Source organism: Salinispora sp. CH2A1_6 (assembly GCF_056820975.1).
Genome location: NZ_JBXEDG010000003.1, coordinates 620478 through 641638 on the forward strand (window position 1 = coordinate 620478; position 21161 = coordinate 641638).

At 69.5% G+C, this 21161-nt stretch carries 16 protein-coding genes; 12 read left to right on the plus strand and 4 right to left on the minus strand.

The features are described 5' to 3' along the window. Positions 1-177 precede the first annotated feature (177 nt). Positions 178-1746 (plus strand): MFS transporter, encoded by a 1569-nt coding sequence (locus tag AC1UKG_RS07730; protein ID WP_482642619.1) that lies wholly within the window; start codon positions 178-180, stop codon positions 1744-1746. 23 nt (positions 1747-1769) lie between these two features. Here the strand turns inward: AC1UKG_RS07730 and AC1UKG_RS07735 are convergent, their stop codons facing one another. The 3 genes from AC1UKG_RS07735 to AC1UKG_RS07745 form a co-directional block, all read right to left on the minus strand. After that, the gene (locus AC1UKG_RS07735) at positions 1770-3002 is read right to left on the minus strand and encodes a DUF6596 domain-containing protein (RefSeq protein ID WP_018813322.1); all 1233 of its coding nucleotides are present in this window, start codon (positions 3000-3002) and stop codon (positions 1770-1772) included. A 193-nt stretch (positions 3003-3195) separates the two neighbouring features. Further along, entirely contained in the window at positions 3196-4752 is a 1557-nt protein-coding gene (locus tag AC1UKG_RS07740; RefSeq protein WP_482642618.1) for a methyltransferase domain-containing protein, read from the minus strand. Between the two features lie 37 nt (positions 4753-4789). Beyond that, positions 4790-5632, minus strand: coding sequence for an SAM-dependent methyltransferase (locus AC1UKG_RS07745; protein WP_482642617.1), 843 nt, complete (start codon positions 5630-5632; stop codon positions 4790-4792). Positions 5633-5926: 294 nt separating this feature from the next. Between AC1UKG_RS07745 and AC1UKG_RS07750 the strand changes: the two genes are divergently transcribed. The 3 genes from AC1UKG_RS07750 (at position 5927) to AC1UKG_RS07760 (ending at position 9526) form a co-directional block, all read left to right on the plus strand. Further along, the gene (locus tag AC1UKG_RS07750; protein ID WP_018742380.1) at positions 5927-7141 is read left to right on the plus strand and encodes an acyltransferase family protein; all 1215 of its coding nucleotides are present in this window, start codon (positions 5927-5929) and stop codon (positions 7139-7141) included. Between the two features lie 124 nt (positions 7142-7265). After that, positions 7266-8657 (plus strand): FAD-binding oxidoreductase, encoded by a 1392-nt coding sequence (locus AC1UKG_RS07755; RefSeq protein ID WP_018742381.1) that lies wholly within the window; start codon positions 7266-7268, stop codon positions 8655-8657. 110 nt (positions 8658-8767) lie between these two features. Then, on the plus strand, positions 8768-9526 hold the full coding sequence (locus AC1UKG_RS07760; protein WP_018742382.1) for a DUF2306 domain-containing protein: 759 nt from the start codon (positions 8768-8770) through the stop codon (positions 9524-9526). Between the two features lie 56 nt (positions 9527-9582). Here AC1UKG_RS07760 and AC1UKG_RS07765 read toward each other — a convergent pair whose 3' ends face one another. Beyond that, positions 9583-10854: an FAD-binding protein gene (locus AC1UKG_RS07765; protein ID WP_475889121.1), complete on the minus strand. Its 1272-nt coding sequence runs from the start codon at positions 10852-10854 to the stop codon at positions 9583-9585. A 269-nt stretch (positions 10855-11123) separates the two neighbouring features. Between AC1UKG_RS07765 and AC1UKG_RS07770 the strand changes: the two genes are divergently transcribed. The 8 genes from AC1UKG_RS07770 to AC1UKG_RS07805 all read left to right on the plus strand — a co-directional run bounded on the left by AC1UKG_RS07770 (position 11124) and on the right by AC1UKG_RS07805 (position 21158). Next, positions 11124-12446: a cytochrome P450 gene (locus tag AC1UKG_RS07770; RefSeq protein WP_475889122.1), complete on the plus strand. Its 1323-nt coding sequence runs from the start codon at positions 11124-11126 to the stop codon at positions 12444-12446. 272 nt (positions 12447-12718) lie between these two features. After that, entirely contained in the window at positions 12719-14332 is a 1614-nt protein-coding gene (gene cmdF, locus AC1UKG_RS07775; protein WP_475889123.1) for a tyrosine 2,3-aminomutase, read from the plus strand. Positions 14333-14345: 13 nt separating this feature from the next. Further along, a complete protein-coding gene (locus AC1UKG_RS07780; protein WP_018742386.1) occupies positions 14346-15680 on the plus strand; it encodes a condensation domain-containing protein in 1335 nt (444 codons plus the stop codon). A gap of 11 nt (positions 15681-15691) precedes the next feature. Then, positions 15692-16927, plus strand: a complete 1236-nt coding sequence (locus AC1UKG_RS07785) for an acyl-CoA dehydrogenase family protein (RefSeq protein ID WP_018813318.1) — start codon at positions 15692-15694, stop codon at positions 16925-16927. Positions 16928-17026: 99 nt separating this feature from the next. After that, on the plus strand, positions 17027-18208 hold the full coding sequence (locus AC1UKG_RS07790; protein WP_018742388.1) for an acyl-CoA dehydrogenase family protein: 1182 nt from the start codon (positions 17027-17029) through the stop codon (positions 18206-18208). Between the two features lie 21 nt (positions 18209-18229). Continuing rightward, positions 18230-18484 (plus strand): phosphopantetheine-binding protein, encoded by a 255-nt coding sequence (locus AC1UKG_RS07795; RefSeq protein ID WP_018742389.1) that lies wholly within the window; start codon positions 18230-18232, stop codon positions 18482-18484. Between the two features lie 5 nt (positions 18485-18489). Further along, the gene (locus AC1UKG_RS07800) at positions 18490-19371 is read left to right on the plus strand and encodes a phytanoyl-CoA dioxygenase family protein (protein ID WP_026271113.1); all 882 of its coding nucleotides are present in this window, start codon (positions 18490-18492) and stop codon (positions 19369-19371) included. 284 nt (positions 19372-19655) lie between these two features. Next, complete coding sequence (locus AC1UKG_RS07805; protein ID WP_018742392.1) at positions 19656-21158, plus strand: 4-hydroxyphenylacetate 3-hydroxylase N-terminal domain-containing protein; 1503 nt, start codon at positions 19656-19658, stop codon at positions 21156-21158. Positions 21159-21161: the final 3 nt, after the last annotated feature.

Sequence of the window (21161 nt, forward strand, 5' to 3'; positions counted from 1 at the left end):
TACCGGGCAGGGAGTGCGAATTCTATGTGCGACACAGTACGCCGGCAACGAACAGCGCGGGAACACCGCGTGTCCGTGGTGCCGGGGAGGGAGATGTCGAGATCACCGGCCCGGGTCCGACTCATAAGGGAAGCAATGCCTCGCCTCACCGGGGCTCGTGCAGAGAGGAAGACTCGCATGCGAGACGCGACATCAGCTGCGCCGAATCAACGCGCCGGGCGCCGTGAGTGGACCGGCCTGGCTGTTCTGGCCGTCGCCACCCTGCTGGTGGCCTTCGACATCGGTGTTCTCTTTCTGGCGTTGCCGCACCTGAGCTCCGACCTCGGAGCCACCAGTAGCCAGCAGCTCTGGATCACCGACATCTACACCTTCCTGCTCGCCGGCTTCGTGATCACGATGGGCACGCTGGGGGACCGGATCGGCCGCCGCCGGCTGTTGCTGATCGGTGCGGTCGGGTTCGCCCTCGCCTCGGTCCTGACGGCATACTCGAACAGCCCGGAGATGCTGATCTTCTCCCGGGCCCTGCTCGGTGTCGCGGGGGCCACCATCGCGCCCTCGACCCTGGCGCTGATCAGCAACATGTTCCGGGACGACCGGCAGCGCGGAGTCGCGATCTCCGTCTGGGCGACCTGCCTGTTCGCCGGCGGTGCCACCGGCCCGGTGGTCGGTGGGGTCATGCTGGACCACTGGTGGTGGGGGTCGGTGTTCCTCATCGCGGTGCCGGTGATGGTGCTGTTGCTGGTCGCCGGGCCGTCGTTGCTGCCGGAGTACCGCAACCCGGAGGCGATCGGGCGGATCGATCTGGTCAGCGTGGCGTTGTCGCTGGCGGCCGTCCTGCCGATCATCTACGGCATCAAGAACCTTGCCGCCGACGAGACCGACCTGCCGGTGGCGGTCGGTGCGATCGTGGTCGGCCTGGTTGTCGCCGTCCTCTTCGTGCGCCGGCAGCTCCGCCTGCCCAACCCCCTGCTGGACCTGAGCCTGCTGCGGCAACGGAAGATCCGGGTGGTGCTGCCCGCGATGCTCGTCGGCTCTGGCGCGTTCGGCGGGACCAGCATGTTCACCGCCCAGTACATTCAGAGCGTCGCCGGTCGTTCGACCAGCGAGTCGGGGCTCTGGATGTCCGCCACCGGGCTGGGTATCGCGGCGGGCAGCCTGCTGGCGCCGGTCCTGGTGCGCGGCATGCGGCCGCAGACCGCGATCACTCTCGGGGTGAGCGGATCCGCGGTCGCGTTGCTGGTGCTCACCCAGGCAGGGACCAGCGGGTGGCTGATCGGGGTGGTGGCGTCGATCGCCGTGGTGGCCTTCGGCGTTGGGCCGCTGTTCGCGCTCGGCACCGGGATCGTGGTCGGCTCCGCCCCGCCGGAGCGCGCCGGCTCGGCCGCGTCGATCTCCGAGACCAGCAACCTGTTCGGTACGTCGCTGGGCCTGGCGTTGCTGGGCAGCGCCGGTGCTGCGGTCTATCGCGGCCAGATGGCCGACGCGGACCTCAGCGCCTATCCGTCGGCGGTGGCCGACAGCGCACGCCAGACGATCGGCGGCGCCACGGCCAGCGGCGATCCGGGGCTCATCGCGCTGGCGCGCGACGCGTTCACCAGTGGGATGAACGTCGCGGCCGCGATCGCCGCGGCGGTGATGGCGGCTCTGGTCCTGGCTCTCCTCATCAGTTTCCGCGGCGACGGCGCCGACGAGGCGAGCGCGGCGGAGGAGGCCGGGTCGGGCACCCAGCCGACGCCGGCCCGGTAGGCGCGACCGGGGCCGGGTGCGTGCTAACGGCGGGTCGAATTGCTGAGCCGGTTACGGCGGAGGGCCAGGTAGCGCTGTTCGGGCACGCTGTTGGTACGTTGCGCGGCCGCCTCGTAGCAGTCCCGGGCCGCGCTGAGATCTCCGGCCATTTCCAGCAGGTGCCCGCGTACCGCGTGGAAGCGGTGGTGATCACGCATCCGCTTGTCCCGGTTGAGGGGCGCCAGCAGCGCGAGGCCCTCCTCGGGGCCGCACACCATCGCCTCGGCCACGGCCCGACTGAGGGTGATCATGGGGTTGGGGGAGGTCTTCTCGAGTAGTTGGTACAGCGCGGAGATCTGACGCCAGTCGGTGTCCTGCGGCCGTGTCGCCTCCGCGTGCACCGCGGCGATGGCGGCCTGCAACTGATACTGGCCCACCGGCCCGCCGGAGGCCAGCGCACGGGTGACGAGCTCGGTGCCCTGCTGGATGACCTGCTGGCTCCAGCGGGTGCGGTCCTGCTCGTCGAGCGGGATGAGGGCACCGTCCGGGGTGGTCCGGGCCCCGCTGCGGGCATCGGTGAGCAGCATCAGTGCCAACAGGCCGGCGACCTCGCCGTCGTCCGGCAGGAGCCGGTACACCGTCCGGGTCAGCCGGATCGCCTCCCGGGTCAGCTCGCCGCGCAGCAGGTCCGGGCCCGAGGTGCTGGCGTACCCCTCGTTGAAGATCAGATAGAGCACGTGCAGCACCATCCGGAGCCGGCTGGTGTACATCTCGCCGGACAGGGGGTACTGGATGCCCGCCGACCTGATCCGCTGCTTGGCGCGGCTGATCCGCTGGGCGACGGTCGACTCCGGCGTGAGCAGGGCACGGGCGATCTCGGCGGTGGTCAGGCCGCCGAAGGCGCGCAGGGTGAGCGCCACCTGCGAGGGCGGGGACAGGTCGGGGTGACAGCAGAGGAACAGCAGCACCAGGGTGTCGTCGCGGTCCGAGGGCGCCTCGTCCGGGCCGGGCGCCGCGAACTCGGTGGGCGTGCCGAGCACCGCGGCGGTGGCCTCGCGCCGCCGCCGCGCCTGGTCGCTGTGCCACTGGTCGGTCAGACGCCGTGCCGCCACGGTGGTGAGCCACGCCCGTGGGTTCGCCGGGATTCCCTGGTCGGGCCACTGAAGAGAAGCCGCGAGCAGAGCCTCCTGCACGGCGTCCTCGCAGGCCTCGAACTGCCGGAAACGCCGGACCATGGTCGCGAGGACCTGTGGCGCCGTCTCCCGCAACACGTCCACGACCCGCGAGTCCGCCCTCGCGTGCGTGCGCACCGTACCTCCCGCATCGTTACGGCGGCCGGGCTGCCCCGACGGTAGTCGATCTCCAAATCAGCATACCGGGTGGCGGGTCCGGCCGGCCGAAGCCGGGCCCGGGCGCCGTCACCCGGACGGGCGACGGCGCACGAGCGGGCACGTACTCCGGCACAGAGGGTCAGGCCCGGCGTTCCGCGGTGATGAACAGGAACGTTCCGGGCGTGTCCTGGTGGCGAATGGTGAGGCCAGCCCGGTCCAGCCAGGTGTGCACCTCCGCCGATTCGAACAGTGGGAACCCCTCCGGCCGGGCCGGAAAGTGGTGGGAGTGCTGGAAGTAGCGGTAGACCGGGTCGGGTGCCCAGACGAAGGTCATCATCGTCAGGACTCCACCCGGACGCAGGCATCGGCCGATTTCGCTGATCGCCTGTTCCGCGTCCGGCAGTGCCTGTAGTGCGTTCCAGCAGTTGATGCGCTCCAGGCTGGCGTCGGCGAACGGGAGGTCCACCGCGCTGGCGCGCACCGCCGGGATGTGCGGCAGCCGGGTCCGCAGGTCCAGCAGCATCTCCTCGCTGAGGTCCAGCGCCAGGACGTGCTCCGGGCGCACCGCATCGGCCAGCACCGAGGTCCAGCGGCCCGCGCCCGCAGCCAGGTCGAGCACCGTCCCGGTCGCGCCGCGCGACCGGGACGTCAGGTACTCGTCCTCGTCGGCGGGAGTCACGGCGTCGTTCCAGTTCATGCCCATGACGTTCAGGAAGGCCGGACGCATCCCGCTCTCGTAGTGGAAGCCGATCCCCCGCATCGCCGCAGCGTTCTGCAGTACGTCCTTCTCGACGTCCGCTGGGGTCTCGCTGAGCGCGGTGCCGGGGCGCAACCGCTGCGAAAGGTCCAGCACGCCGCGGCGGACCGCGTACCCGGCGTGGCAACTCTGACAGGTCAGCCGGCTCGGGTCGGGCCGAAGCCGGCCGCCGCAGTGCGGGCAGCGCAGCGCGTCATGTCGGGTGTAGGCCGACGGCGCAAGCTCCTGCGGGGCGCCGGCCGGTACCGTCGCGCGCGGTCCGGCGGAGGCGGTGTTCTTCGGCATCCCGTGCTGGATCGCCCAGTACGCCTTGGCACCCATGTACGCGTACACCGACCGGGTGTCCCAGTGCCAGGTGCGGGTGACCTGCTCGCGGCTGAGGTCGGCGATCCACCGTCGGTCGAATTCGCGCTCCTGCCCGGTGAGTCCCCAGTCCCAGGGTGAGGGCCAGGCCCGGCCGAGGTCCGGGTCGTCGTGGTCGAGCTCGCTCAGGCACCGGTCCAGCCGGGTCCGGTCGTCCGGTGCCAGCCGGATCCCCCGCACCGCGTCCAGAATCCGGTCGCGGTCGGCGGGGAAGTGCGCGAGTAGGTACAGAATGGCGAAGGTCAGCGGCTCGTCGCCGGTCACGCCGCGCGCCAGGTCGAGGTAGTGCTCCATCCCGTCCCGCACGGCGGTGTGCACCGCGCCGTTGGTCTCGGGATACTCCGCCTCGACCAGCAGACCCAGCAGCACCAGCAGGTAGCCCTGTTGGGCCGCCTGCGTCCGGTCGAGGGCCGCCCGCAGATCGCCAACGGCCGCGGCGGCGTGGTCGGTGAGCGCGCCGTCGCGCCAGACCGTCTCGGTGAGCCGTCGGAACTCCACCTCCCGGCGCTCGGGTGGCGCTGTGGTGAATGCGTCCACCAGGTCACGGGTGGTCGATCGTACGGTGGAATAGGTCATGGATGGGTCCTCTCCAGGTGCTGGCCGTCCGGGCGGTTCAGTGCGAGGGCTTGCTGACGGTGATAACCGCGTAGCCGATCTGGCGCGCGCCTGGTGTGAAGAAGTGTTCCAGCGTCTGGCGCAGTTCGTTGACGGCGTCCTTGCCGAAACGGCGGGTCAGTTCGGCGCGCCGGATTTCCACGGCTTGCACGTATTTGGGGCCCATCCCGAAGACCCGTGGCCCGCACTGCAGGTATTCCACCAGTTCGAAACCGGTTTCCCGCAACGTGTCCAGCCAGTCGTCCACCGACAGTAGCCGCTGGGCCCCGAAATTGGTGGCGAAGCGGCTGGCGGCCACGACGCCGAGCTCCTCCCGGGTTGTCTCGGTCAACGACAGCCGTCCGCCGGGACGGAGCACCCGATGTAGGCCCCGGAGCGCGGTTTCGAGGTCGCTGGTGTAGACGAGCGACTCCATCGCCACCACCGCGTCGAAGCTCCCATCCGGGAATTCCAGCGAGGTGTAGTCACTGCACAGGAACGTCACCCGGTCGGTCAGTCCGGCTTCCCGGGCCCGGGTTTGCGCTTCGGCCACCTGACGGGTGCTGATGTTGATGCCGGTGACCCGCACCCCGTACTCGGCGGCGAGCTGGATCGCGGGGGTGCCGAGGCCGCAGCCGACGTCGAGCACCCGCTCGCCCTCGCGCAGCCACAGCGAGTCCGCCACCTTGCGGGTCAGCCGCTGTGACGCTTCGATCAACGGTGCCTGATCCTCGTCGTCGTACCAGTAGGCCAGGTGCACCTGACCGTCGTTGAAGGCGTCCGACATGTCGGATGACCCGTCGAACATCGCCGCGATCTCGTCGGACTCCGGCAGATCACCCGTGGTTGTCGAGCTCTGCATGGCTCCACCTCTCGCCCTGGGGCTGGGCCATCCGAGCCCTCGCTCCATGCTTACGGCGGCGGTGGGGCCAGACATCTTCATGAATGCGTCGGTCGTGGCGGCGACCGACGAGCGGCGTCCCGGTGCGGCCTGCCAGGGAACCCTCCGCCGGCTGGCGGTCAGATTGGGCAACCTGGAAGAACTCGGCGGTCCCTGGTGGCAATAACCTGCCTCAAAGTTCATGACATCGAGAGTTGGTCATATATGGGCGTCAGGGGTATCTCCGTAGGAGCCGGATCGGGCCGGCTTGACTCATTGACCGGCCTGCGGTTCGTCGCGGCCTTTTTGGTATTTGTCTATCACTGCACGGTCCTGTCGGTCTTCGCTGACAGTGGCGTGCAGAGCGCCTACAGCTTCTGGGCGGGCAACGCGGGCGCTCTGGGCGTCTCGTTCTTCTTCGTGCTGAGCGGCTTCGTGCTCACCTGGTCGGCTCAGCCGGGTGACCGGCCGCGGCGATTCTGGCGGCGGCGGGCCGTCAAGGTCCTGCCCAACCACGTCGCCGCCTATGCGCTCGCCCTCGTATTGCTGTTGGCAGCCGGTGCGTCGATCCATCCGGGGTCCGCGCTCGCCACGCTGTTTCTGGTCCACAGCTGGATTCCGGACCCCCACTTCGTGGCTACCTCGATCAACGGCGTGACCTGGTCCCTCTCTGCCGAGGTCGTCTTCTACCTGTTGTTCCCCTTCGTGCTGCTACCTTTGGTGACCAGGATCAGAGAGAGCAGGCTGTGGTACGCGTTCGCGGGCGTGGCGGCGGCCGCCCTACTGATGCCGGTGGTGGCGCTCACGCTGCTGCCCGCGGACCCCCCGAGCCCGTTTATGCCGGACACCTCCTGGCCGCAGATGTGGTTCACGCACTTCTTCCCGCTGGTCCGGGGGCTGGAGTTCGTGCTCGGCATGGTCATGGCCCGCATCGTCCTGAGTGGTCGGTGGTTCAACCTCGGTATCGCGCCGGCCGCGCTGCTCGCCGGGCTGGTCTACGTGGTCTCCCTGCAGCTGCCGACCATCTACGGGTTTGCCTCGGTCTACCCGTTGCCGCTGAGCTTCCTGATCGCGGCTGCGGCGACCGCGGATACGCGGGGACGTCCGACCTGGCTGAAGAGCCGTCCGATGGTCTGGCTCGGCGACATCTCCTATGCGTTCTTCCTGCTGCACCTGTTCGTGATCCTCAACCTGCACGCCGGGTTGGGCGGCGACTGGGCGGCCAACGCCTCCCAGCGGCCGGCGTGGAGCACCCCGGTGGCGCTACTGTTCCTGGTCGGCGCGCTGCTCTTCTGCCTCGCGCTGGCCGGGCTCCTGCACCGGTTCGTGGAGGTGCCCGCGATGCGCCGTTGGTCCGGCTCGCGGCGCTGGGCAGCCGGCACCGCGCCGGCTGACACCCGGCCGAGCCCGTCGGGCAGGGAATCGGTGCCTCGGCCGGCCCGGCCCGAGGACGCCCGGTCGGAGACCGCCGGGTCGCCACCCGCGCCGTAGCGGGAGTCCGTGGAGCGGCGCCGGGATCGGGTCGATGTGCGATGTCGAAATCCCCTTCCCGGCTCCGACCATTGAGTAGGTGCGCGCCTGGGCTGATCCGGCGCCAGGAAATGGGAGGCGTTACATGCGGGACACGACGGCAGTGCCGACGAGCGGGCTCGCGAGCCGGGTGTCGCAGTTGCGGGCGGAGCTCACCGGCCAGGTGATCACGCCGGACGATGCGGACTACGAGAACGCGCGTGGGGTGTTCAGCGGGAACATTGACCGGCGGCCGGCCGTCATCGCCCGCGCGGCAGACTCCGCCGACGTCGCCCGCGTCATTGCGTTCGCGAAGGAGACCGGCCTGCCGTTCGCGGTGCGTAGCGGTGGACACAGCACGTACGCCGTCTGGGACGACGCGCTGGTGCTCGACCTGTCCGCGCTCCGTGAGCTCGAAATCGACGTGGCCGGGCGGACCGCCTGGGCCGGTCCGGGGCTGACCTCGCTGGAGTACACCCGGGCGGCCGCCGAGCACGGGCTGGCGACCGGGTTCGGTGATACCGGCTCGGTGGGCCTGGGTGGACTGACCATCGGCGGTGGCGTGGGATACCTGGTACGTCGGTATGGGCTGACTATCGACAGCCTGCTCGCGGCCGACGTCGTCACCGCCGACGGCGAGTTGGTCCGCGCCGACGCGGACAACGCCCCCGACCTGTTCTGGGCGATCCGTGGTGGCGGCGGTAACTTCGGCGTGGTCACCCGGCTCCAGTTCCGGCTGCACCCGGTCCGTGAGGTGCTCGCCGGCATGCTCGTCCTGCCTGCCACCGCAGAGGTGATCGTGTCCTACCTCGAGGCGGCCAAGGCTGCGCCGGACGAGCTGTCCAGCATCGTGAACGTCATGCCGGCGCCGCCGATGCCGTTCTTGCCGGAGGAGCACCACGGCCAGTTGGTCGTCATGGCGGAGTTGGTGTATTGCGGCGACGATCTCGAGGCCGGGGAGCGGGCCATGGCGCCGTTCCGCGCGATCGCCCCGCCGGTGGCCGACCTGATCGAGGCGAAGGCGATGCCGGAGGTCTATCCGCCGGAGGACCCTGACTACCACCCGGTCACGGTGTCCCGGAACCTGTTCATCGACGACTTCGACCTGGCCGCGGCCAAGCGGGTCCTGGAGTTGCTCGGTACCTCGACCGCGACGATGCCGGTGGCACAGTTGCGCGTGCTGGGCGGGGCCATGGCGCAGGTGCCGGCGGACGCGACCGCGTTCGCACACCGGAACCGCGCGATGATGGTCGTCGCCGCGGCGGTGTACGACGACCTCGCCGAGACCCCGGTGCACTGGCAGTGGACCACCGAGTTCATCACCGCCATGCGGCAGGGCGAGAACGCCGCGTACGTCAACTTCCTGTATGACGACGGCGCGGAGCGGGTCCGGGAGGCGTACCCGGAGGCGACGTACCGGCGGCTGGCCAGTATCAAGCGCCGCTACGACCCGGATAACGTGTTCCGGCTGAACGTCAACATCCCGCCCGCCGAGTAGCGGGGCCGGGTGGCGTGAAGGCGCACTTTGGGAGATGAGCGCCCCGGGCGGGGAGTGCGAGAGTCGAATCGCACTGTGGATCAATGCACCCACGACCCCGAGGGACCGCCATGCCCCAGAACGCGGAGAAAATACCCGTCAACTTCACCGAACCACCCGTGCCGCCACCGCCCCCGGCCACCGCCCCCGAGCGGCCGGGGGCGTGGTGGCGCCAGCGGTACCTTTGGCTGGTACTCACTCTCGGCCTCGTCGTATTTAACGTTGTCTACGCGATGCCGCGGTATCTGAGCCTCGACCCGAGTCAGTCACGCAGCGTGCTTGACCCGTCGGCGCCGGCGCACTTCGGGTTGCTGGTGGCGCACGTGGTCACCGGGAACGTGGCGATGGTGACGGTGCTGCTGCAGCTGTGGCCGTGGTTGCGCCGCCACTACCCGCAGGTGCACCGGGCCAGTGGACGGGTCTACATCCTGGCCGGCGCGTTGCCCTCGGCCGCGCTGGGAGTGTTCGCGCTGATTCCGCTGCGACCGGGCCCGGCCGGCAGCATCGGCCTGGGTGCCATGGGTGTGCTGTGGATCGTCACCACCGTCATCGGGTGGCGAATGGCCCGCCAGCACCGGTACGCCGAACACCAGCGCTGGATGATCTACAGCTTCGCACTGGCGCTCGGCACCAGCTGGGGGCGCATCATCGTGGTGATCCTCACCGCGTTCCCGAGCCTACAGGTGAGCGTCGAGGTGCTGATCGAGGTCGCCAACTGGCTCGGCTGGGTGGTGAACCTGCTGATCGCGCACCTGTGGATCGAGAGCCGGGCCAAGCGGTCGAGCAAGGGCGGAGGCCAGGTCGTCACATACCCCTCGCCGCTGCGCTGATCCACACCGGACGCGCCGGCGGGACCGCTCGTGGCGGTCCCGCCGGCACGCGCGGGTCAGCGCAGCCGGGACGAGCCGGGAGTGATGTCGTCCCGGAACAACCCGTCCGGATCGACCCGCAGCCGTACCCGGTCCACCGCATCGATCACGCCCGGATCCAGATGTCCCTGTGGCTGGTCGAGGCTCTCGACCAGCGTGGGAGTGGTGCGTCCGGTGTCAAACGGCGCGAGTGCGGAGCGCACCACAGTGCAGTGTCGCTCGATGGTGGCGGCATCATCCGGGCCGAAGGAAACGGCCGTACCCAGGTAGGCGTAGGCCGCGTCCAGGTGTCGGAACGCGCCACCGGTCTCCGCCGGGACGGCGAGTGCGCCACCAAGGTGTCGCAACTCGGCGCTGACCAGTGGGGATCCCGAGTCGGGCCCGGTCGAGTCCAGGAAAGCAGCCGCGGCGCGGTCGCTCAGCTCGCTGAGGAGGAGGTGGTCACCCATTATCGGCGCCGGTTCGTCCGGGCTCAGCTGCACGCGCGCCACCTCGTCGGGTGAGCACAGCTGCCACGTGTCCAGCACCGGCCCCTCGGCCGTCCGGAGCGGACCCAGCAGCTGCTCCGCCTGCTGGCAGGCCAGCCGTGGATCCAGTTCCGTGCCCAGGACCGTGCCGGCGACCCCGATCACCGTCGTGGCCCGCAGCGGCTCCGGCACCATCGGCAGGTCCGGCAGGTTGAGGACCTGCAGCGAGGTGGTTGCCTCCGGCGGGGCATCGGCCGTCCACCCGCGCCAGCGGTCCAGCACCTCGGCGGTCCGGACACCCGGCCAGTAGGTGGCGCCGGTGTACACCCGGCGGGCGGGGAACAGAGCGATCTCGACCGCGGTCACCACACCGAACCCGCCGCCACCGCCGCGTACCGCCCAGAAGAGTTCAGGATCCTCGGCCGGGTCCACCCGGCGTATCTCGTTGTCCGCGGTGACCAGCTCCACCGCCCGCACGCTGTTGAGCGCGAGGCCCACCTTCCGGCCGTAAACGCTGATCCCGCCGCGCAGCGAGTAGCCCACCACGCCCACGTCCCCGGACGTGCCGTGCGGTGCGGCCAGCCCGTACGCGGCGGCGGCGTCGGCCACCTCGGCCCACCGGGTGCCGGCCGGCACCCGCACCAGCCGACGCTGTGGGTCCACCCGGACCCCACCGCTGAGCCGGGTCCGGATGAGTACCGCCGCATCCATGGCACGGGCGGCGCCGGCGCCATGCCCGGTGCTGTGCATCCGGACCGCCAGCCGCTCGGCGCGGGCGAATCGGATTGCGGCCTGGACCTCCTCAACGGTGTGTGCGGTCACGGCTGCCACCGGTCTCGGCTTTTCGCGCAGATTGAACACCTCTGTCGCAGCCTCGTACCCTGGCTCACCAGCCATCGCGACGACCGACTTCGGTCCATCTGCCACGGGCATGGGAGAACCTCCTGACAGGTCATTGAACGTGGCCACCGTTCACTGTCACACGCGCTCGTACGGCGTGAATCTCGTGGAGTGCGCACCTGCCCCAGCTGGTGGGACCGCAGCGATGCCGGCGAGATCCGCACCCGCACCGCGGCAACGGATTGCGCAGCGTGGAAGACGCCGTAGTACCGGGCCGCCGTACACCCTGGGATGACCTGCATCGATCCGCCCTACTGGAGGCAGACGTGGACGACGAGTCGCTGTTCGTCATCGATCCGGCCGGTGCCGACATTCACGGCGAGGGCGCCCGGCTGCGGGCCAGCGGGCCGATCACCCGGGTGCTACTGCCGGGCGGAGTCGAGGCATGGTCGGTGACCGGCTACCACGCCGCCCGGCAGGTGTTGGCGGACGCGCGCTTCGCCAAGAACGCCCGGCAGCACTGGCCGGCGTATGTCAACGGCGACCTGGGCCCGGACTTCCCGCTCATCGCCTGGGCCCGGATGGACAACATGTCCACCGCGGATGGTGAGTCGCACGCCCGCCAGCGCCGGCTCGTTGCTGGCGCGTTCAGCCCACAGCGGATCGCCGCGTTGCAGCCGCGCGTCGAGCGGGCCGTGGCCCGGGCGCTGGACGAACTGGCTGCGCAGGCGGCTGAGCGGCCGGGCGAACCGATCGACCTCAAGGAGCGGTACGCGCACCCGGTGGCGGCCCGCGTGATCGGGGAACTGCTCGGGGTGCCCGACGGTGACCCGGACGGCATTCTGGACCGCGCAGGCTACATCGAGTCGACCCCGCAGCGGGCAGCCGAGGAGTTCGCCCTGCTGCGGAGCAAGATCGAGACATTGGTCGCGGCGAAGCGCCGGGCGCCGGGGGAGGACCTGATCAGCGATCTGATCGCGGCCCAGCCGAGCGGGTGCCCGGTGGCCGGCGCGGGCGCCGGATCCGATGCTGAGCTGGTCGGTCTGGCGCAGCTGATGCTCAACACCGGCGCCGAGCCGGCACGAAATCTCATCACCAACACCGTGCTGGCGCTGCTCACCCGGCCCGGCCAGCGCGCCCAGGTGATGAGCGGCGAGGTCAGCTGGGGCGACGTGGTGGAGGAGACGCTGCGCACCGATGCGCCGGTCGCGCACCTGCCGTTCCGATTCGCCACGGAGGACGTCACGATCGCCGGTACGACCATCTCCCGGGGCGACCCGGTGTTGGTCGGATACGCCGCGACGGGCCGCGACCCGGAGCTACACGGCGCCACCGCGGGGGAGTTCGACGCCCGGCGCGCGGACAAACGGCACCTGGCGTTCGGTCACGGCGTGCACCGGTGCGTCGGCCCGGCGCTGACTCGCATGGAGGTGCGCATCGCGGTGGAGGCCCTGTTCACGCGCTTCCCCGGGGTGCGCCTCGCGGTGGAGCCAAAGGAACTGGTCGGACAGGGGACATTCGTCATGAATGGCCGCCGAGAGCTGCCGGTCCAGGGATTGTGCGCACAACCCTGACCGACCCATGATTTCACGTCTTTTTATGCCGTGGACATTGGTGTTCGCGGACCGGTGGTTCTCGCGACAGCTGTTGTCGGCGCAGCGGCGCGGCGCCGCCAGAACGGTTGCCAGGTGGGGCCGGACGGGATGCCTCGCGCCGTCGTGGCTCGGAGTGGTCGCGGGTGGCGGCAATCACGAAGATGCGTGGCCCCGGGGGGCTGATGAGAATCGGGAATGCATCACATAGCAGGGCTTCAGGAATCCATTCACAAAATTTTTAGGGGGCGTACATGACGACGGTCGGAACCGATGTCGCCGTCGACCTCAACGGCGAGACGCTCGGCCTTCCAGACCTGTGCCGCGTCGCCGAGGAACACGCCCCGGTCATGCTGAGTGCCCGGGTGTTGCAGCGCGCGGCAGTGAGCCGGGAGCAGTTCGAGGAGACCGTGCGGCAGAACATCCCGATCTACGGGGTAACCACCGGCTACGGCGAGATGATCTACATGCTCGTGGACCGGGCCAAGGAGACCGAGCTGCAGACCAACCTGGTGCGCAGCCACAGTGCCGGCGTCGGCCCGCTGTTGAGTGAGACCGAGGCGCGGGCCATGCTCACGGCACGGCTCAACGCCTTCGCCAAAGGGCACTCTGCCGTTCGGCCCGCCGTCCTCGAGCGAATCGCGCTCTACCTCAACGAGGGCCTCACCCCGGCCGTTCCGGAGATCGGATCGCTGGGCGCCAGTGGCGACCTCGCCCCGCTCGCTCACGTGGCGAGCTCCTTGATCGGCGAGGGCTACCTGCTGCGCGACGGGGTGCGGGTACCGACCGGTCCGGTGCTGCGTTCGCTGGGCATTGAGCCGCTGCAGCTACGGTTCAAGGAGGGCCTGGCGCTGATCAACGGCACGTCGGCGATGACCGGGGTCGGCTCCCTGGTGGCCGAGCAGGCCATGGCGCAGGCCCAGCACGCGGAGATCGCCGCCGCGCTGGTCATCGAGGTGCTGCAGGGCTCGCTGAGTCCGTTTCAGCCAGAGGGCCACGAGGCCCGTCCGCACGCCGGGCAGATCACCAGCGCCGCCAACATGCGTGCGCTGATGAACGGCAGCAGGTTGACCGTCGAGCATGCGGATCTCCGCCGGCAGGTCGCCGCCAGCAAGGAGAACGGCAACGGCAACGGCGCGGTGTTCCGCTCCGACGTCTTCCTGCAGAAGGCGTACTCGCTGCGCTGCGTTCCGCAGGTGATCGGGGCGGTCCGGGACACCCTCGAGCACACCAGGCTCAAGCTTGAGATCGAGCTCAACTCGGCCAACGACAACCCGTTGTTCTTCACCGACCGGGAGGTCTTCCACGGCGCGAACTTCCACGGCCAACCGGTCGCGTTCGTGATGGACTTCCTGATGATCGCGCTCACCCAGCTCGGCGTGCTGTCCGAACGACGCAGCAACCGCCTGCTGAGCAAGCACCTGAACTACGGTCTGCCGGAGTTCCTGATCAAAGGTGAGCCCGGGCTGCACAGCGGCTTCGCCGGCGTGCAGTACCCGGCGACCGCGCTGATCGCGGAGAACCGGACGATCGGCCCGGCCAGCATCCACAGCGTGCCGTCCAACGGCGACAACCAGGACGTGGTCAGCATGGGTCTGATCGCCACCCGCAACGCGCGCCGGGTGCTGCGCAACAACCACATCATCCTGGCGCTCGAGTTCCTCGCCGGTGCGCAGGCGGTGGACGTCTCCGGGCGACTCGACCGGCTGAGCCCGGCCGGCCGGGTCACGTACGACACCATCCGGTCGCTCGTGCCGACCCTCGAGGACGACCGCTACATGGCCGACGACCTCGAGCTGGTCGCCGCCGAACTCGAGCGCGGCACCCTGCTGGACGCCCTACGCAACGCCGGCATCAGCCTTCAGTGAGGAGAGATCACGCATGACCACGACCTCGGAAACTCAGCAGGCGACGGCGGAGCTCTCCCTGCAGCAGCAGTTTCTCCGTATCTTTGCCCAGGGCTTCGAGGCCGGGCCGTTCGGCCCGCACTACACGGAGGTCTTCGGGTGGCGGGTGCGCGGGCGCATTGACGTGCCGGCCATCCGCCGGGCGTTGGCCGATGTGGTCGAGCGGCACGAGGCGCTGCGGACCGTGGTGCGGCTGGAGGACAGCGGCTCGCAGCTCGTGCTCCCTGCCGTGGAACCCGAGCTGCGGGTGGTCGACCTGGACGGGTCGCCGGACGCGGACCGGGAGCGGCTCGCCGAGCAGCTCATGATCGAGGCGGAGACCCGGCCGTTCCCGGTTGACCAGGTTCCGTTGCTGCGGGCCGTGCTCGGCCGCTTCGACGAACAGGACTCCGTCCTGGTGCTGTGCGCCCACCACAGCGCCGCCGACGTCTGGTCGATCCAGGTGATTCTGCGGGATCTGGCCGAGTGCTACACCGCTCGCGCGGCCGGTGACGAGCCGCAGCTGCCTGAAGTGACCCAGTACCGGGACTACGTCGCCGCGCAGCAGCAGGAGGCCGAGGGGCCAGCGGTGGCCGCCGCACTGGAGTACTGGCGCGAGGCGCTGCGTGGTGCCCGGATCCTGACCGCGCCGGTGCGTCGTACCGGGCAGGACCCCGGGACGAGCTACCACCGCTTCACCACCGACGCGAAGCTGAGCACGGAGGTTCCCCGGCTCGCGAAGGCGACGCGAAGCTCGACGTTCATGGTGTTGTTCGCCGCGTTCACTGTCTTCCTGCACCGCCGCACCGGGGCGACCGACATCGTGGTGCCCACCTTCGCGCCGGGCCGTCGGCACCAGTTCCAGTCCACGGTCGGATCGTTCTTCAACTTCGTCCCGTTGCGGGTGGACCTGGACGGCTGCCGGAACTTCCGCGAGGTCGTCGCCCGCACCAGGACGGCCTGCATCGGCGCCTTCTCGCACGAGCTGCCGTTGCTGCACGTGCTCGCCGAGGCGCCCGAGCTGATGTCCTCGGTCGGCCCCGACGCGGTGCCGACCCTGTTCCAGGCCGTCCAGCCGCCGTACCTGATGCAGGGGCACCAGATCGGCGACCTCGAGTACACGGCGATCTGGCGGCGGGTCCTTCCGCAGCCGCTGGGCTCCGAGACCCCCGACGGGATGATCTGGTCGATGCACCTCGGCGCCACCGAAGTGGTCGGCGGGCTCAGCTTCAGTCGGCACCTGTTCGAGCGAGCCGAGGTGGAGGGGCAGGCGGCCGAGTTCCTGAGCCTGATCGGTGAGCTGGTGGCCGACCCGGACCGGGCGATCTGAGGCGCCGGGTCATGACCGAGCACACCGCGCACGACGAGTCCGGGCCACCCGAGCCGGAGGTTACCCCGGCTGTGCTGATCGAGCGGGCCAGGGCCATGGCACCCGCCCTGGTGGCGCGTCAGCACGAGACCGAGCAGCGGACCTACTATGCCGAGGACACCCACCGGGCGTTCCGGGACGCGGGCTTCTACCGCATTACGGTGCCCAGGCGCTACGGCGGCTACGAGTTCGGCTTCGACACATTCCTACAGATCGCGATGATCCTCTGCCGGGCCTGCCCGTCCACCGGCTGGATGTACTGCCTGGGTGCGGCGCACTCGCTCTTCGCCGGCAGCATGTTCGGGGAGAAAGCCCAAGCCGAGATCTTCAGCGGCGGCGATCTCATCGCGCCGCTGGTCAACGCCCCGCACGGAACAGCCCGGCGCACTGACGACGGCGGCTGGGTCCTGGACGGCGTCTGGCGGTACTGCTCCGGCGCGCCGTACGCGACCCACCTGATCGGCAACACCATGATTGTGGGGGAGGACGCGGACCCGCCCCGGCAGTTGCTGTTCATCGCGCCCCGCGACCAGTGGGAGATGCTCGACGACTGGGGTGGGCAACTGGGGCTCAAGGGCAGCGGCTCGCACAGCATCCGCATCTCCGGTGGGCGTATCCCCGAGCACTTCGGCATCGAGGTCAACTTTGAGGAGATCTCGGTGACCGAGGGCACCCCGGGTCGCGAACTGCACGAGCACCCGCAGTACGGGGGAGCGCCGGCAAGTTCGATGGCGTTGGAGGGTGCGCACATCGCGGTCGGCATGTGCCAGGGCGCGCTCGACGCGTACACGGAGTTGATGTTCTCCCGCACCACGGTCTTCCCGCCCTTCCCGCCCCGGGCGGAGGACCCTGACTACCAGCTCTGGTACGGGCGGGCGTGCGGCATGATCGACGCCGCCGAGACGCTCGTGCTGGCAGCCTCGCGGCGCTGGCACGAGTTGTCCGAGCAGCCGGTCGGCGCGTTCACCGCCGAGGAGGACCTGCGGATCGCCGTCACCTGCCGGGAGGCCACCGACCTGGCCTGGCGGGCCGTTGACGAGATTCTGCAGCCGACCGCCGGCAGCCCGGCCGTACGGGAGGGGACACGCTTTGAGCGGGTCTGGCGCGACCTTTCCACCGGGCGTACGCACGTCAGTTCCGCCGTACTGCTCACGACCGTGGCCAACCGGGGATACGCCCAGCTGAAGCTGCGGAGCGGAAGTCGTTGATCCCGCGCTGGCGGGGTGATGGGGCAGCTCGGGAGATGCGTTGCGAAGGCCACGGCTGCGAAAGTGGAGATCGAAGGCTCTAGAGCTCGAGGAGATTTAATGGATGCCGGCACAGTGCTGTCGCGAAACGAATTGGTGAAACGCGCAGCAGACCTCGGCCCGGTGCTGAGGGAGAACGCGCAGTCGTCGGAGGAGCAGCGGCGACTCAGCGCTGAGATTCTCGAATCGCTGAGCGGTTCTGGCCTGTTGCGGATGCGGGTACCGCGTCGTTTCGGCGGTCTCGAGTCGGACGCGCGGACCGTTGCTGACGTGCTGGCCGAGCTGGCTCGTGGTGACGGTTCCACGGCGTGGACCGCGTCGGTGTGGATGATCAGCAGTTGGATGGTCGGCCTGTTCCCAGATCCGGTGCGGGAGGAGGTTTTCGCGGACCCGGATGTGCGGATCAGCGGCATTCTCAGTCCGACGGCGATGGCGGTGCCGACCGAGGGCGGCTACCGGGTGAACGGCAAGTGGTCGTTCAACACGGGCTGCCTGCAGAGCTCGTGGAATGTGAACGCCGCCGTGCGGCCGGCTCCGGATGGTCAGTTTGAGCCGGTGATGGTGCTGATCCCGATGAGCGAACTGCACATCGTCGATGACTGGCACACGGCGGGGATGCGGGGCTCGGGGAGCGTCTCCACGGTCGCCGAAGAGGTGTTCGTGCCGGAAGAGCGGCTGTTGCCGATGGGACCGGTGATCGGCGGAGCGCACCCGTTGCAGCAGGACCCGTCGGCGCCGATGTGGCGTGCGCCGTTCATGCCGATTGCGTGCACGACGGTGGGGGCGGTGGCTTCCGGGCTGGCGCAGGGGGCTCGGGACGCCTTCCTGGCGCGCCTGCCCGGGCGGAAGATCACCTACACGGACTACGCGGAGCAGGACGCGGCGCCGGTGACGCACCTGCAGGTGGCCGATGCGACGGTGCGGGTGGACGAGGCCGCATTCCACATTGGTCGAATGGCCGACCTGATCGACGAGAAGGCTGCGACGGGGCAGGCGTGGTCGCTGGAGGAGCGGGGTCGGGCCCGCCTCGATCTCGGTGCGGCATGTCTGCGGGCGAAGGAGGCCGTGGATGTGCTCGCGGGCGCCAGCGGCGGATCGTCGCTGCAGCTCGACGTGCCGATCCAACGGATCGAGCGGGACATCAGAGCGCTGAACCTGCACGCCATCATGCACCCGAACACGAACTACGAACTCTACGGGCGAATGGCCTGCGGGCTCGCCCCCAACACCCAGTACCTCTGAAACCGTGCGAGGAGCAGCGACATGACCACTCAGCAGCAGCCGGCTACCGTGGACGTCGCCCAGCGGGTCGCCGCGATCTGGACCGACGTGCTCGGGCCGGGCTCCAACCGGCCCGGCGCCACGTTCTTCGAGTTGGATGGGCAGTCGATCGCCGCCGTGCAGATCGTCGCAGCGGTCGAGGAACAACTGGGCGTCACGCTTGACATCGGCGATCTGTTCGAGGATCCGGACCTGGAGACCCTTACCCGGGACATCCAGGTGCGCGTCGGGGGGTGAGCGGGGTGGCCGAACTGACCCACGTCAACCAGGCGGCCCCGCTCGACGCCGTCGTTGAGGCCCTGGAACGCGACGGAGCGGTGATCGTCGAGGACTTCGTTGACGCTGAGACGCTTGCCGGGCTCCGGGCCGACCTCGGCGCCGGCCTGGAGGCAGCCGGCTACAGCGAGAGTGGCTACGACGGGCAGAAGACCAAGCGGCTGTCCAGCCTCTTTCATCGGTCACCGCAGCCCATGACCAGCGTGGTTCTTCAGCCGCAGTTCCTCGGTGCCGCCCGACGTCTGCTGCAGCGGCCCACGCACATGTGGATCGGCAAGGTCCGGATGGACGTGACGCCGAGCATCCAGGTCAGCTTCACCCAGGCGATCCGGATCGATCCGGGCCAGGGCCGGCAGCCGTTACACCGCGACGACGCGATGCATCTGTGGCGGCACCCGGGTCCACCCTGCCGGCTGCAGCTGATGCTGGCCCTGACCGACTTCACCGCCGCCAACGGTGCGACCCTGGTCATTCCCGGCAGCCACCACTGGGACGACGAGCGGGCGCCGACCTACGCCGAGACGGTTCCGGCCGTCATGCCTGCCGGCTCCGCGCTGCTCTGGCCGGGCGGTGTCTACCACGGTGGTGGGGCCAACACCACGGCCGAGTCGCGGCACAGCCTCTCCGTCGCGCTGGACCTGGGCAACCTGCGGCAGGAGGAGAATCAGTACCTCGCTGTGCCGCGGGAGACCGTGCAGCAGTTGCCGGAAGAGGTGCAGCGGCTGCTCGGCTGGGACCGCTGTCCGCCCGGCCTCGGACAGGTCGAGACGCAGGACCCACACCTGCTGCTGGAGCGGACTCAGCAGGAACTCTCCGTACGGCCACGAGGCGCGAACCCGTTGAGTTAGGCGTCCTCGCCCGGGGTTTCCACCCGACCCGGGCCGGCCCGGTAGCAGCCGGTGCGCTCCGCGACAGCAGGCGCACCGGCTGCGTGGTCTGCGGCGTTCGACGGCGTCGCGGTCGCGGTCGAACCGCACGAGTGAGCACATCCGGAGAACGGAATGAGCGACTGAGTGTGGCCGGCGCTGAGCATCGCAGGAGATGCCCGGTCGTCGAGCCGGTGTGAAGGTGAGGGCATGAGCGTCAATGTGATCTTGGTCGAGTCGGACCCCAGCAGCTCCGGAGCGCAGCGGTGACCCGCCCGCTGACCGGCGAGGAGTACGTCGAGAGCCTGCGTGACGACCGGGCGGTCTATCTGCACGGGGAACGGGTCAAGGACGTCACCACCCACCCGGCTTTCCGCAACCCGGTGCGGATGACCGCTCGACTCTACGAAGCGCTGCACGACCCGGCCAACCGTGCGGTGCTGACCGCACCCACGGACACCGGCTCCGGCGGCTTCACACACCCGTTCTACCGCACCCCGCACACGATCGAGGAGATGGTCGCCGACCAGCGGGCGATCGCGGCCTGGGCGCGGATGAGCTATGGCTGGATGGGTCGCAGCCCCGACTACAAGGCGTCGTTCCTCGGGACGCTCGGGGCCAACGCCGGCTTCTACGCGCCGTACAGCGACAACGCTGAGCGCTGGTACCGCGAGTCGCAGGAGAAGGTGCTCTTCTGGAACCACGCCATCGTGCACCCGCCGGTGGATCGCAACCGGCCGCCGGACGAGGTGGCCGATGTCTATATCCGGGTGGAACGGGAGACGGACTCCGGCCTGGTCGTCAGCGGGGCCAAGGTGGTCGCCACCGGGTCGGCGCTCAGCCACTACAACTTCATCGCGCACTTCGGCCTGCCGATCCGCAAGAAGGAGTTCGCGCTGATCGCCACCGTGCCGATGGGTGCAGCCGGAGTGAAGCTGATCTGCCGCCCGTCGTACAGCGCTACCGCGGCCGCGGTCGGCACGCCGTACGACTATCCACTGTCCTCCCGACTGGACGAGAACGACACCATCCTGGTGCTGGACAGCGTGCTGATTCCCTGGGAGAACGTGTTTGTCTACGGAAACCTCGGCAAGGTGCAGATGTTCGCCGGCCAGTCGGGTTTCGCCGAGCGATTCACCTTCCACGGTTGCACCCGACTCGCGGTCAAACTGGAGTTCCTCGCCGGGCTGCTGGCCAAGGCGTTGGAGCTGACCGGGACCAAGGACTTTCGCGGGGTGCAGAGCCGGCTCGGTGAGGTGCTCGCGTGGCGCAACCTGTTCTGGGGCCTCTCTGACGCCGCCGCCCGTAACCCGGTGCAGTGGAAGAACGGCGCGCTGCTGCCGAATCCGCAGTACGGTATGGCGTACCGCTGGTTCATGCAGGTTGGCTACCCGCGGGTCAAGGAGATCATCCAGCAGGACGTGGCCAGTGGGCTCATCTACGTGAACTCCAGCGCCGAGGATTTCCACAACCCGGAGATTCGGCCGTACCTGGACCGGTACCTGCGTGGGTCGGACGGCTCTGACGCCGAGCAGCGAGTCAAGGTGATGAAGCTGCTCTGGGACGCGACCGGCACCGAGTTCGGCGGCCGGCACGAGCTCTACGAACGTAACTACGCCGGTAACCACGAGAACACTCGGGTGGAACTGCTGCACGCGCAGACGGCGAACGGTCTGCTCGAGGGCTACAAGAGCTTCGCCGAGCAGTGCCTTGCCGAGTACGACCTGGACGGCTGGACGGCACCCGACCTGTGGGCACCGGAACGCTGAGGC

Coding starts and splice junctions, on each gene's coding strand:
- AC1UKG_RS07730 (WP_482642619.1), top strand. CDS start 178: ATGCGAGACGCGACATCAGCTGCGCCGAATCAACGCGCCGGGCGCCGT.
- AC1UKG_RS07740 (WP_482642618.1), bottom strand. CDS start 4,752: ATGACCTATTCCACCGTACGATCGACCACCCGTGACCTGGTGGACGCA.
- AC1UKG_RS07745 (WP_482642617.1), bottom strand. CDS start 5,632: ATGCAGAGCTCGACAACCACGGGTGATCTGCCGGAGTCCGACGAGATC.
- AC1UKG_RS07755 (WP_018742381.1), top strand. CDS start 7,266: ATGCGGGACACGACGGCAGTGCCGACGAGCGGGCTCGCGAGCCGGGTG.
- AC1UKG_RS07760 (WP_018742382.1), top strand. CDS start 8,768: ATGCCCCAGAACGCGGAGAAAATACCCGTCAACTTCACCGAACCACCC.
- cmdF (WP_475889123.1), top strand. CDS start 12,719: ATGACGACGGTCGGAACCGATGTCGCCGTCGACCTCAACGGCGAGACG.
- AC1UKG_RS07780 (WP_018742386.1), top strand. CDS start 14,346: ATGACCACGACCTCGGAAACTCAGCAGGCGACGGCGGAGCTCTCCCTG.
- AC1UKG_RS07785 (WP_018813318.1), top strand. CDS start 15,692: ATGACCGAGCACACCGCGCACGACGAGTCCGGGCCACCCGAGCCGGAG.
- AC1UKG_RS07790 (WP_018742388.1), top strand. CDS start 17,027: ATGGATGCCGGCACAGTGCTGTCGCGAAACGAATTGGTGAAACGCGCA.
- AC1UKG_RS07795 (WP_018742389.1), top strand. CDS start 18,230: ATGACCACTCAGCAGCAGCCGGCTACCGTGGACGTCGCCCAGCGGGTC.